The sequence below is a fragment of the Luteimonas sp. 3794 genome, assembly GCF_031456825.1.
Classification (GTDB): Bacteria; Pseudomonadota; Gammaproteobacteria; order Xanthomonadales; family Xanthomonadaceae; genus Luteimonas.
The window spans coordinates 140,873-153,805 of record NZ_JAVDVJ010000002.1; the positions used below are offsets into that span (position 1 = coordinate 140,873).

Genomic DNA, 12,933 nt, shown 5'->3' on the forward strand with positions numbered 1-12,933 from the left:
TCGCGGTCTGCATGTAGGTATTTCCCGCGAGTGTGGTGCGGGACTTGCTTCCGGTGGAGATCGCCCGCGATGATGCGGGCAGGGGACACCAACGGGAGACCAGCTACATGAACATCGTCATCGTCGATGATCAGATGTCCGCTCGGACCATGCTGCGTCATATTCTCGAGGACATCAGCCCGGAGCTCGAAGTGTTCGACTTCGGTGATCCCGAGCATGCGCTGCGCTGGTGCGACGATCATCGTCCCGACCTGCTGCTGCTCGACTACCGCATGCCGGTGGTCGATGGCCTCGAATTCGCGCGGCGGTTCCGCCGCCCTTTGATGCATCGTGATGTGCCGATCGTGCTGGTGACGGTGGTCGGGGACGAACCGATCCGGCAGGCGGCGCTGGAAGTGGGTGTCATCGATTTCCTGGTCAAGCCGGTACGGCCGCGCGAACTGCGGGCGCGCTGCCGCAATCTGCTGCAACTGCGCCAGCAGTCGGAGTCGGTGAAGCAGCGGGCGCTGTCGCTCGAACAGCGGCTGCTCAAGAGCATGCGTGAGGTCGAGGAGCGCGAACGCGAGACCCTGACCCGGCTGGCGCGGGCGATCGCGTATCGCGATGCCAGCACCAGTGCCAATCTCGAGCGCGTGGCCGCGGTGGCGGGCATGGTGGCGGAGGCACTGGGTCTGTTCGAGGACGAAGTCCGGATGATCGAACTCGCCGCGCCGCTGCACGACATCGGCAAGATCGCCATTCCCGATGCCATCCTGATGAAGCCCGGCCCGCTGACGGCCGAGGAAACGGCGCAGATGCGGCAGCATCCGCAGATCGGCTACGAGCTGCTGAGCAACAGCGAGAACCGTTTCATCCAGCTCAGTGCGGTGATCGCCTTGCGCCACCAGGAGCGCTTCGACGGCACCGGTTATCCCGACGGTCTGGCCGGCGAGGAGATTCCGCTCGAGGCGCGCATTGTCGCGATCGCCGACGTGTTCGATGCGCTGATGTCCAAGCGGCCCTACAAGCGCGCCTGGTCGATCGAGGAAGCGCTGGCCTACATCGGCGAGAACAGCGGTCGCCATTTCGATCCGCGCTGCGTCGAAGCGATGCTCTCCAATGTCCCGCGTCTGCAACACATCTGCGCGCAGTTCGGCGGACGGCCCGCCGGGCCGCTGCAATAAGCCGTTCGCGATGATCGCTGTCATCAACTCGTTGCGCGCGCGTCTGAGCGACCGCAACGACAGCGAGCACGGCCAGGCCACCGTGCGACTGGTGATGCTGGTGGTCATCTATGCCTACCTGCAGCTCGTCGTCGGCGGCAAGCCGGAGGTCGCGCGCGAACTGTGGTTGTCCGAAGCCTACCTCGCGATCGAGTATGCGGTCGCGCTCGGCATCTTCGGTTGGCTGCTGTGGCGACCAGGCGTCTCGCATCCGCGCCGTGTGCTGGGCATGGTGGCCGATTACAGCCTGATGGGCGTGGGCCTGTTTCTGCTCGGCGATCTACTGGCCTGGCTGTATGTGGTGATCATGTGGGTCACGGTCGGCAACGGCCTGCGGTTCGGCCCGCGTTATCTGTACGCCGCGATCGGATTCGCCGTGGTGACGTTCGGAACGGCGGTGGCAATCACGCCGTACTGGCAGCAGAACCTGTCGCTCGCGATCGGCCTGCTGGTCGGCCTCGTCGCGGTGCCGCTGTATCTGAGTTCACTGCTGCGTGCGCTCACAGAGGCCACGCGCGCGGCCAAGGCCGCGAGCGAGGCGAAAAGCCGGTTCCTGGCCAACATGAGCCACGAATTTCGCACGCCGCTCAACGGCATCATCGGCATGTCGGATCTGCTGGTGACCACCCCGCTGACCGCCGAGCAGCGCGATAGCGCCCACGTGATCCAGACGTCGGCGAAGGCGCTGCAGGCGCTGGTCGACGACGTGCTCGACATCTTCAAGATCGAGGCGGGCAAGTTCAGAAGCTTGCATGCCGATTTCTCGCTGCCCGAACTGGTGCGCGGTATCCAGGTAATGCTGATGCCGAGTGCGCTCACCAAGGGGCTCCAATTCGAGGCCGAGGTGGCAGACGGGGTCCCAACGCTGCTGCATGGCGACAGCAACCAGCTCCGGCAGGTGCTGGTGAACCTTCTGTCGAATGCGATCAAGTTCACCGACCAAGGCAAGGTCACGCTGTCGATCGATGCGGTTGCCGGCGAACAGGCGCCTTCACGCGTGCAGTTGCGGTGCTCGGTACGCGATACCGGCATCGGCATGCCGCCCGAGGCGCTGACCGGTATTTTCGACGCGTTCGAGCAGGTCGAAACCGGCCTGGGCCGTCGCTTCGGTGGCACTGGCCTGGGTACCACGATCGCGAAGGGCCTGACCGAACAGATGGGCGGGCAGATCCATGTCGAGAGCCGGCTGGGAGAGGGCTCTCACTTCTGGATCGAGATTCCGCTGGGCGTGGTCGAGCGTGACGCCTCGGCGCCGGCCCCGGCCAGCAATGTCATTCCCTTCGACGATCCGTTCGTCCGTCATCGCGCGCGCGTCGAGCCGATGCGCATTCTCGTCGCCGACGACCAGCCGGCGAACCGCATGGTGCTCAGGCGTCTACTCGAGAAGGCGGGCCATCGTCCGCACATCGTCAACGATGGCGATGATGTGCTGTTGGCGCTCGAAACCCAAACCTTCGATGCGGTGATCACCGATCTGCACATGCCGGGCGCGGATGGCCTCGACATCATCAGGCAGACACGTTTCATGGAGGCGGGGCGCGGCCGCCGGACACCGTTCATCGTGCTGACCGCCGATGCGACCGCCGAGGCGCGCGAGGCCTGCATTCGCGCCGGTGCAATGGCCTACCTCACCAAGCCGATCGTCATCGAGCGAATGCTCGAGAAGCTTGCCGAGATCGCGTTGGGTGGCGCGGCCGTCGCGGCAGTCCCCCCGCTGCCGGTTGCGCCGACGCGTGAAGCGCGTATGTCCGAGACCAGCGTGATTTCGCAGCACATCCTCGACGAACTGCGCGAGATGGGGCTGGGCGAACAGTTCGTACAGCGGTTCCTGGGCGAATGCACGCGCGATGCCCGCAAGTGTCTCGTCGATTTCGAGCATTCCGCCGGGAGCGGCAACTGGGATGCGGCCCGCGATGCCTGCCACGCGCTCAAGGGCGCGGCCGGCAACATGGGCGCAGTCCGGTTGGCCGACAGCGCGTCGACCGGAATGGGCATGCGCTCCGATCAGTTGCAGAAGGAATGGGGCGGTCTGCTCCTGACCCTGAACCAGCAGCTCGACGAAGCACTGGTTGCATTGCGCGAACGGGGCGATCTGCCGCGTGCGGGCATGCCCGGGTCCGAGAAAGCCTGACCCGGGCTTTGCGTCGCGCGCTCAGCCGACGTCGGCGGCCTTGTCGGCGTCCACCGCATCCGGCCTGCGCAGTTGCGCGCGTACCAGACGCTCCATCGTGCGCAGCTGGCGATCGCCGAGCTGCAACGCAGTGTCCACCCAGATCCGGGTGATGCGCATCAGTTCTTCGTGCGTCACCGGATGCGCGCCTTCGCGGACTTCGTGCAGGGCCAGACGTGCGGCGGCGATCCGGCGGTTCTGGCGGATCACCTCGTGCACCGCACGCGTGCCTTCGCCCTTGGGCACGAGCACGTCGACGATCCCCATCTTGTGGAGCTCGTCGCTGCTGTACATCACGCCGTTGAGCATCATCTCCTCGGCGACCTTCGGGCTGACCTTCTGCGCGAGCAGCGAGTAGGCGCCCATACCCGGGAACAGGCCGAACAGGACTTCGGGAAACCCCATCTGCACACCGCTCTCGGCGACGATGGTCTGGCAGGCCAGCGCCAGTTCGAAGCCACCGCCGAGCGCGTCGCCCTCCACCAGCGCCACCGTATGCGCATTGCGGTGCAGGCGCGTGTGCAGCAGATGGATGTTGTCGACGCACTCTGTCGCGTAGCGCAGCAGGCCCTCACGGTTGCGATCGCGGATCAGCGATGCGAAGAGCTTGAGATCACCGCCGAGATTGAACACGTGGCTGTCCGCGCCGAGCACGATGTGCGACACATGCATCGGTTCGGCCTCGGCCCGGCCAGCGATGCGATCGATCGTCTGCTGCGCGAAGAGGCGCAGTTCGCGTAGCAAGGCGGGGGAGAAGCAGGCGCGATAGGTAGGATCGGAGAACGCGTGCTGCGCATGCATGAAGCACCAGTGCGAATCATTGGATGCGTCATGTTCGATACGGATTGTGGACAGTGCGGCGGTTGCGTCACCGTGCAGCAGCTCGACGTTATGCATTGAAAATCCCCCTGAGCGGACCTCCTGCCGGTCGGGCGCCCGGCAGGCTGTCCCTATAAAAGTTTTCGCCCGATGCCGGCTTCTATGCGCGCATCAGGCGAAAAGGGCAAGGATTTCAATGGTCTAACGGCTGAATGCGAAAAACGTCACGCAATTTTGCGAACTGCGTCACACTTTAGGCGCTTCGTCCCGTAGTTCGCGCCGCAGGATCTTGCCGACATTGGTCTTGGGAAGTTCGTCCCGGAACTCGACCACACGCGGGTGCTTGTAACCCGTCAGGTTTTCACGCGCGTGCGCCTTGACCTGCTCGGCGGTCAGCGCCGGGTCCTTGCGCACGATCACCACCTTGACCGCCTCGCCAGATTTCTCATCTGGCACGCCGATCGCCGCGACCTCGAGCACGCCGGGCATCATCGCGATCACATCCTCGATCTCGTTGGGATACACGTTGAAGCCCGAGACCAGGATCATGTCCTTCTTGCGGTCGACGATGTAGAAGTACCCGTCCGGGTCCATCTTGGCCATGTCGCCGGTGTGCAGCCAGCCGTCGGCATCGATGGCTTGCGCCGTGTCCTCCGGACGCTGCCAGTAGCCCTTCATCACCTGCGGGCCGCGGATACACAGTTCGCCCACCTCGCCCTGCGGCATCAACGCACCGGCCTCGTCCTTGATGCATGCATCTGTGGACGGCACCGGCAGGCCGATCGCGCCGTTGTATTCGGCGAGTGTCATCGGGTTGATGCAGGCCGCGGGCGAGGTCTCGGTAAGGCCGTAGGCTTCGATCAGCGTCGTCCCGGTGGCCTGCTTCCAGCGCTCAGCGACGGCGCGTTGCACCGCCATGCCGCCCCCCAGGGTGAGATGCAGCCTGGAGAAATCGACCTCGTCGAAACCGGGCGTGTTTAGCAACCCGTTGAACAGCGTATTGACGCCGGTGATCGCGGTCATCCGGATGCCCTTGAGCTCCTTGACGAAGCCCGGCATGTCGCGCGGATTGGTGATCAGATGGTTGTGGCCACCGAACTTCATGAAGACCAGGCAGTTCGCCGTCAGTGCGAAGATGTGGTAGAGCGGCAGCGCGGTGACGATCAGCTCCTCGCCCATCTTGGCGTTGGTGCCGATCCAGGCGGACGCCTGCTGCATGTTGGCCACCATGTTGCGGTGGGTCAGCATTGCGCCTTTGGCCACGCCGGTGGTGCCGCCGGTGTACTGCAGGAACGCGATGTCCTCCAGTGTGATCGAGACCGCCGGCAGGGTGTGCTTGCTGCCGCGGGCGATCGCGTCGCGGAAGCGGATGGCACCCTGGATGCTGTAGTCGGGGACCATCTTCTTGACGTGCTTGAGCACGAAATTGACGATTGGACCCTTCGGGAAACCCAGCAGGTCGCCAAGGCCGGTGGTGATCACCTGCTTGATCTGGGTGTCGGCCAGTACGTCCTGCACGACCTTGCCGAAGTTGTCGAGCACCAGGATGGCTGCCGCGCCGGAATCCACCAGCTGGTGGCGCAGCTCGCGCGGCGTGTACATCGGGTTGGTGTTGACGACGGTCAGGCCGGCACGCAGCACGCCGAAAATCGCGATCGGATACTGCAGGCAGTTGGGCATCATGATCGCGACGCGATCGCCCTTCTTGAGCTTGAGCTCGCCAAGCAGATAGGCGGCAAACTCGCGACTGCGCGCGTCCAGCTCACCATAGGTGATCGTCCGCCCCATGTTGGAGAAGGCAGGCCGGTCGCCGAACTTCGCGATGGCCTCCTCCAGTACCGCCGGCACCGAACTGTATTGCCCGGGATCGATGTCCGCAGGCACGCCTGCGGGATAGTTCGCCAGCCACGGGCGTTGATCGGTCATGCAATCCTCTCCCTGATTGAAGGCCGTCACTCGAACGGGTGACGTGCCTGTGCAATGCGCTCGATTGGAGCATAGGCTCCAGGGGTAGGCAAGGCGCGATGCGGCGTAAATCGCGCAGGTTGCGCGCTGATCGGCGCGCTTTCGTCGGACGTAGCAGGGGGTTTGAAACATGCAGCACGCATGCAACAGGGCGGGATGGACACACTGGGAACTGGTGGCGACGCTGGTCTGCGTGCTGGCGATTGCCGGCTGTGGTCGCGAAGCGCCCGAGGACGCGATCCGTGCACAGGTCACAGCCCTGCAGTCCGCCATCGAGGACCGCAGCGCATCGGACGTGGCCGAAGTGCTCGATGAGGATTTCATCGGGCCATCCGGCATGGATCGCCAGGGCGCGCGGCGTATGGCTGCGGCGATGATGCTGCGGCATCAACGCATCGGCGTGCTCACCGGTCCGGTCGACGTCGCGCTGCAGGGCGAGGATCGAGCCACAGTGCGCACCCGCGCCGCGCTGACCGGGGGCGGGGGGAGTGCGGTGCTGCCCGACAGCGCGCAGGCGTGGCGGGTCGAGAGCGGCTGGCGCGCACGCGACGGCGTCTGGCGGATCACCAGCCTGACGTGGACGCCGGTCCTGGAGTGAGCCAGGGCGCTGGCAAGCGCCGCGTCCGGATCACTCGAAGTCGTAGTGCATGCCCGGACTCGCGGCGGCAAGGAAGTTGCCCTGCACGTAATCGATGTCGGCGCCGAACAGGATCGACATGCTGGCGGCATCCTGCACGAACTCGGCGATCGTGCGGATACCGACCTGGCGAGCCCGACGCGCGATCTCACCGATGCGTGCCTGGTTCTCGCTGTTGCCGGGCAGGTCCTCGGTGAAGCTGCGGTCGAGCTTGAGCAGATGCGGCTGCAGGTGGCTGAGCAACTGAAACGAATCGAGGCCGACGCCGAACTGTTCGAGCGCGAAGCGGCCATCGAAGCGCGCGAGGCGCGCAGCGAAGGACTGGGTCGCCTTGAGGTGGGTGAAGACCTTGGATTCGGGCAACTGCAGCACGAGATACTCGCCGGGCACTTGATGCTCGGCCAGCTGCGCGCCAATGAAATCCGCGAACGCGTCGCCTTCGAGCGACGCCTGGCTGACCTTGACCAGCAGCGTCGTGGGCTGGCCGGCGCGCAGGCGCTGGCCGATCGCCGCGATCGCCCGGCTGGCGACGTAGCGGTCGATCTCGCCGAGCATGCCGTTGTCTTCCGCGATCTGCAGGAACGTACCGGGCGCGATCAGCTCGCCGTCGCCGCCATCGAGCCGGAGCAGGATTTCGTAGACCGCGGCATTGTCGCCCTGCAGATTGATCACTGGCTGGTAATGCAGCACGAAGCCGTCGTCGTCGAGCGCGCCGCGAAGACGCGTCACCCAGGCCTGGATGCGCTCTTCCTCGACGCGATCGACAGCGCTCGGGTCGAACACCTCGCAGCGGTTGCCGCCGGTGCCCGACGCCGATTCCAGCGCATGGGTCGCGCGTGCCAGGACCTGGGCGACGTTGGCGATCTTCTCGCCGATCTGCACGCCGCCGATGCTGACGGTGATGACGCTGGAGCGTTCGCCGACGTCGAAGACGTGATCGGCAAATCCCGCGCGGATGCGTTCGGCGGTCGCGGACGTGGCGTGGTAGTCGTGCCCGCGCAGCAGGATGGCAAGCGTGTGGCCGGCGTAGCGGGCCACGGTGGCACCTTCGCCGACCAGCGTCCGCAGCCGCTCGGCCGCTGCCGCCAGCAGGTCGTCCGCATGGTGGAGACCGATGTCGGCCAGCAGTTGTTGGTGATGGTCGGGCTCGAGCATCAGGAAGCCGTACTGGCCATCCGACTGCGCGGCGTCGTCAACGGCGTCCTCGATCGCGCGCAGGAACGTCGGGCGGTTCAGCAGGCCGGTGACCTGGTCGCGGTGGCGCAGTTCCTCGAGTTCGAGCACGAGGTCGGCATCGAGTTCCTCGCGGCGACGGAACACCACTTGCAGGCAGGGTTCGCCCTCGTACTGCGCGGTGGTGAACTCCATCGCGGCCGGGAACGCATTGCCGTCGATGTCGCGCGCCTCGATCTCGTGGCGCGGCGGCGGCGGCTCGCCCTTGCTCAGGGATTTCAGCAGCGACTTGAACGATTCCACGTGCTGCGGCGCGACCATGTCGAGCAGCGAGATGCCTTCGACATCCTCGAAGCTGTCGTAGCCGAACATCTCCAGGTACGCGGCGTTGGCACGGATGTGCATGCCCTCGTGGATGTAGGCGATCGGGTCACGCGAAGAATCGATCAGCGCATCGCAGCGGCGCTCGGTTTCGCGTACGCGTGCTTCCAAGCGGCGCAGGCCACGCCGCGCGTCGCGGTCCGCCCAGGCCTCGCGCACGCAGGCGAGCACCTGCTGCGGGGCATGGCGCAAGGCGACCGCGCGGGCGCCTGACTGGATCGCGTCGAGATAATCGGCCTCCACCAGCGTGTCGACCAGGGCGATGACCGGCAGGTCACGGCCGCTGTCGGCGACGCGCTGCATCACCTGGGCGAAGGGCAGCAGGGTGGAGCCGCGCGCGGCGATGAGCACGTCGGGCGACTGGCTGCCGATGATGCGGCCCAGGTCGTCGTCAGACTCGGGCCGCAGCGGACGCACCGCGATGCCTGCATTGCGCAAGCCGCTGGCGAGCGCTTCGGCATCCTCGACACGGTCGTCGACGATCAGCAGGCGCAGCGCGGTGTCGGCTTGGGTCGACATTGGGGTCTCCAGGGCAGACCGCCTTATGCCACGGAGGGGGGGATCCGTCCATCGCCAGGCCCGGTCATCGAGCGTTTGGATGCGTCACCTGCGACCTCGCGCACAAGACGCGGCACCAGATAGCCCGACTGGCGGGCCACGAGCGCCGCGTGCAGGGCGAGCGCAGTCGCGTCGTCGACTTCGAAATGCGCGGCGCCGGCCACCCGATCGAGCTGGTGCAGGTAGTAGGGCAGGACGCCGGCAGCGAATCCGCGCTCGGCCAGTCCGGCCAGCGTGTCGACATCGTCGTTGACCCCGCGCAACAGCACCGCCTGGTTCAGCAGGACCGCGCCCGTGTCGCGCAGGGCGCGCATCGCCGAATCGACGTCGGCGTCGAATTCGTGCGCGTGGTTGACGTGGACCACGATCGCGACCGGCCACGGCAACGCCGCGAGCCAGGCGCACAGTTCGGCGTCGACGCGTTCCGGCAGCACGATCGGCAGGCGGGTGTGAATGCGCAGGCGGCGCACGTGCGGGATCGCGCGCAGCGCATCGGCGAGTTCGACCAGTTTGGCCGTCGCCAGCGAGAGCGGATCGCCGCCCGACAGCAGCACCTCGTCGATGCTCGTATCGGCAGCGATGGCCGCAACCGCCTCGCGCCATCCGTTCGCGGCCGCCGTTTCCTCGGCATACGGGAAGTGCCGGCGGAAGCAATAGCGGCAATGCACTGCGCAGCTGCCGGTGGTGACCAGCAGGGCGCGGCCCTGGTACTTGTGGATCACGCCGTGGCCAGCCTTGGCGGCGCCGTCGCCGACGGCGTCCAGGCTGAAACCGGGCACGGGACGCATCTCGGCGTCGAGCGGCAGCACCTGGCGCAGCAGCGGGTCATGCGGGTCGCCTTGGCGCATTCGGGCGACGAAGCTGCGCGGCACCCGCAACGGGAACTGTGCGGCGGCTTCGGCCGACACGCCCGGCGCGATATTGCCCAGGCCCAGCAGGTCCAGCAGTTCGCGCGGGTCCCGGACGGCCTCGCGCCAGGCCTGTTGCCAGCGCCGCGGCTGCATCGTGAGGGGGGCTGCGGGTATCATGTGCGATTGAATCCGAAGAGCCGTCCGCGTGGGTCGCGGCCGGTAAACCCCATAGTGTAGCCGCCGGCGAGTCCGGCCCAGCAGGAGCAGACGATGGCCAGTTATGGCTTGAACGACGTCAAGAACGGACTGAAGATCCTGGTCAACAACGATCCTTGCGTGATCACCGAGACCGAGTACGTCAAGCCGGGCAAGGGCCAGGCGTTCACCCGCATCAAGTACCGCAACATCAAGTCGGGCCGCGTCGTCGAGTTGACGATGAAGGCGACCGACTCGCTGGAAGCGGCCGATGTCATGGACACCGACATGCAGTACCTCTACAGCGATGGCGAGTACTGGCACTTCATGAATCCGGAATCCTTCGAGCAGGTGCAGGCGGACAAGGCCGGCATGGGCGGCGCGGAGAAGTGGCTCAAGGGCGAGGAAGAGTGCGTGGTGACGTTGTGGAACGGCACGCCGATCCAGGTCACGCCGCCGAACTTCGTCGAACTGCAGATTACCGAGACCGATCCGGGCGTGCGCGGCGACACCTCCGGCGGCGGCGGCAAGCCGGCGACGCTGGAAACCGGCGCCGTGGTCCGCGTGCCGCTGTTCGTCGGCCAGGAAGAAGTGATCAAGGTCGACACCCGCTCGGGCGAGTACGTCAGCCGGGTGAAGTGATTGATCCGCAGCGAAATCGCGAAGCGATTTGCGTCGCGGATCAATCATCCCCGCGCAGGCGGGGATCCAGCGTCTATGCCCGTTTCGTGCGAAATCGCGAAGCGGTTCGCGTCGCGGATCAGTCATCTCCGCGCAGGCGGAGATCCAGTGCCCGTGCGAGAGGTTGACGGCACCACGAAGCGATTGCGCAGGTGCCTCGCGGCGGGCGCTCTGCTGCTTGCGGCTGTGGGTGCGCCGGGCATGGCATTGGCGAAGGACGCCTGTCCGCTGCAGACCCTGTACGCATTGACCCAGGCGTCGTTGCTCCCGGCGGGCAATGACGTCCCGCTGGTGGCCGAGGCGTGCAAGGTCTGGCCTTACGACGACTCGCTCTCCCTGGCGGCGGTCGCCTATCCATTGCCGGCCTCCGATGAGAACGAGCGCGTGCTGCGTCTAGTGATCGCGGTGCTCGGTGCGCAGGAGGCCAACATTCTCGCGGTGCACGAGACCGATCTCGCCGAGGATGCGGTGTTTGCGCTGGCGGAACACGGGCTGCTTCTGGACACCGCGCGTTATGACCTCGCTGCCGGCGTGCGTGCGTTCGGCGTCATGCTCCGCAGTTCGGCGCCGGGCCCGAGTTGTCCGGATGGCCGTTTCAATGACGAACTCACGCTGTACGTGCGCGAGGGGCGTGCGTTGAGACCGGTGTTCACGTCGCCCATGGATTTCTGGGCTCGTGTGGAAGGTGAGCCCTGCAGCTGGTCCCAGGGTAAGCGTCTGGTGACCGAGGAAGCGGTGTTTACGATCGGCGTGGAGCAGAGCGCGCACAACGGCTTTGCCGATCTGCGGGTCACCGCCCATGTGGCGCGTATCGAAAGCGCCGCCACCAGCGAGGACGAGACGACGGTGCCACGCCGTGCCAGCCGAGTCGTGCGTTACGACGGCAGCCGCTACAACGTGGACGCGCTGGAAAACGGGTTCTTCTGGACCCAGGCCCCCGAGGACAAATGAACATGCATGATGCCGCCCCGCAATCCATCGACCTGTTGATCGAAGCCGCCCACGTGGTGCCGGTCGAACCACACGCGGTCGTGCTCGACGACCACGCCGTCGCGGTCCATCGCGGCGTCATCGTGGCGGTATTGCCGATCGCCGAGGCGCGTCAGCGTTTCGCGCCGACGGAAACGGTCTCGCGTCCGCAGTCGGCGCTGCTGCCCGGGCTGGTCAACGCGCACACCCACAACCCGATGACCCTGCTGCGCGGCATCGCCGACGACCTGCCGCTCAAGGTCTGGCTGCAGGAGCACATCTGGCCGATCGAAGGCGCGGTGATCGGCCCCGAGTTCGTCGCCGACGGCGTGACCCTGGCGCTGGCCGAAATGATTCGCGGTGGCACCACCTGCGTCAACGAGAACTACTTCTTCCCGGACGTGCAGGCCGCGGTCTACAAGCGTCACGGCTTCCGCGCGCGTGTCGGCCTGCCGGTCATCGATTTTCCGACCGCGTGGGCATCCAGCGACGACGAGTACTTCGAACGCGCTGGTGAAGTCCACGACCAGTGGCGCGACGATCCGCTGATCTCGATGGCGTTCGCGCCGCATGCGCCGTACACGGTCAACGACGCGAACTTTGAGCGCGTGCGCATGCTCGCCGACCAGCTGGATCTGCCGGTGCACCTGCATCTGCACGAGACCGCGCAGGAAGTGCAGCAGTCGATCGACGAGCACGGCCAGCGGCCGATCGCGCGTCTCGATCGTCTCGGTCTGGTCAACGACCGCCTGATCGCGGTGCACATGACCCAGCTGACCGACGCCGAGATCCACTTGTGCGCCGAACGCGGCGTCAGCGTGGTGCATTGCCCCGAATCCAATCTCAAGCTGGCGTCGGGCTTCTGCCCGGCGTGCGCGCTGGAACGCGCGGGCGTGAACATCGCGATCGGCACCGACGGCGTGGCCAGCAACAACGATCTCGACATGTTCGGCGAGACCCGCACCGCGGCAATCCTGGCCAAGGCGGTCGCGAACGATGCTGCCGGCTTCGATGCGTTCACGGCATTGCGCGCGGCGACGCTCGGCGGCGCGAAGGCGGTGGGCTTCGGTGATCGCATCGGCTCGATCGAGCCGGGCAAGCAGGCCGATCTGATCTGCGTCGACCTGTCGCCGATCGAAACCCAGCCGCTGCATCACGTGGTCTCGCAGCTGGTCTACGCGACCGGCCGCCACCAGGTCGGCGATGTGTGGATCGCCGGCCAGCCCAAGCTGCAGTCGCGGACCCTGATCGGCTTCGATCTCGACGCCATCACCGCGAACGCGCGTCAATGGCGCGCGCGCATCGCCACGTTGCGCAACGGCGCATGAGGAC

General features: G+C 66.2%; 10 protein-coding genes. 6 read left to right on the forward strand and 4 right to left on the reverse strand.

All coding sequences use genetic code 11. From position 1 onward, the window contains the following. Positions 1-107: 107 nt before the first annotated feature. Positions 108-1,163 (forward strand): two-component system response regulator, encoded by a 1,056-nt coding sequence (locus J2X52_RS04305; RefSeq protein WP_310149236.1) that lies wholly within the window; start codon positions 108-110, stop codon positions 1,161-1,163. A gap of 10 nt (positions 1,164-1,173) precedes the next feature. Further along, the gene (locus J2X52_RS04310) at positions 1,174-3,333 is read left to right on the forward strand and encodes an ATP-binding protein (protein ID WP_310149239.1); all 2,160 of its coding nucleotides are present in this window, start codon (positions 1,174-1,176) and stop codon (positions 3,331-3,333) included. 21 nt (positions 3,334-3,354) lie between these two features. Here J2X52_RS04310 and J2X52_RS04315 read toward each other — a convergent pair whose 3' ends face one another. Beyond that, a complete protein-coding gene (locus J2X52_RS04315) occupies positions 3,355-4,269 on the reverse strand; it encodes a crotonase/enoyl-CoA hydratase family protein (RefSeq protein ID WP_310149241.1) in 915 nt (304 codons plus the stop codon). 168 nt (positions 4,270-4,437) lie between these two features. Next, positions 4,438-6,117: a long-chain fatty acid--CoA ligase gene (locus J2X52_RS04320; RefSeq protein ID WP_310149244.1), complete on the reverse strand. Its 1,680-nt coding sequence runs from the start codon at positions 6,115-6,117 to the stop codon at positions 4,438-4,440. Between the two features lie 169 nt (positions 6,118-6,286). Here J2X52_RS04320 and J2X52_RS04325 point away from each other — a divergent pair, with 169 nt between their 5' ends. Beyond that, on the forward strand, positions 6,287-6,754 hold the full coding sequence (locus J2X52_RS04325; RefSeq protein WP_310149246.1) for a nuclear transport factor 2 family protein: 468 nt from the start codon (positions 6,287-6,289) through the stop codon (positions 6,752-6,754). A gap of 30 nt (positions 6,755-6,784) precedes the next feature. On the opposite strand, the gene J2X52_RS04330 is transcribed toward J2X52_RS04325, so the two are convergent. After that, on the reverse strand, positions 6,785-8,866 hold the full coding sequence (locus J2X52_RS04330) for an EAL domain-containing protein (RefSeq protein ID WP_310149248.1): 2,082 nt from the start codon (positions 8,864-8,866) through the stop codon (positions 6,785-6,787). A gap of 23 nt (positions 8,867-8,889) precedes the next feature. Beyond that, on the reverse strand, positions 8,890-9,933 hold the full coding sequence (epmB, locus tag J2X52_RS04335; protein ID WP_310149251.1) for an EF-P beta-lysylation protein EpmB: 1,044 nt from the start codon (positions 9,931-9,933) through the stop codon (positions 8,890-8,892). A gap of 93 nt (positions 9,934-10,026) precedes the next feature. Here epmB and efp point away from each other — a divergent pair, with 93 nt between their 5' ends. From efp to J2X52_RS04350, 3 genes are all read left to right on the forward strand, one after another. Next, complete coding sequence (efp, locus tag J2X52_RS04340) at positions 10,027-10,593, forward strand: elongation factor P (protein WP_310149253.1); 567 nt, start codon at positions 10,027-10,029, stop codon at positions 10,591-10,593. 240 nt (positions 10,594-10,833) lie between these two features. Next, positions 10,834-11,583, forward strand: a complete 750-nt coding sequence (locus J2X52_RS04345) for a hypothetical protein (RefSeq protein ID WP_310149255.1) — start codon at positions 10,834-10,836, stop codon at positions 11,581-11,583. Positions 11,584-11,585: 2 nt separating this feature from the next. Then, entirely contained in the window at positions 11,586-12,929 is a 1,344-nt protein-coding gene (locus J2X52_RS04350) for a TRZ/ATZ family hydrolase (protein ID WP_310149258.1), read from the forward strand. Positions 12,930-12,933: the final 4 nt, after the last annotated feature.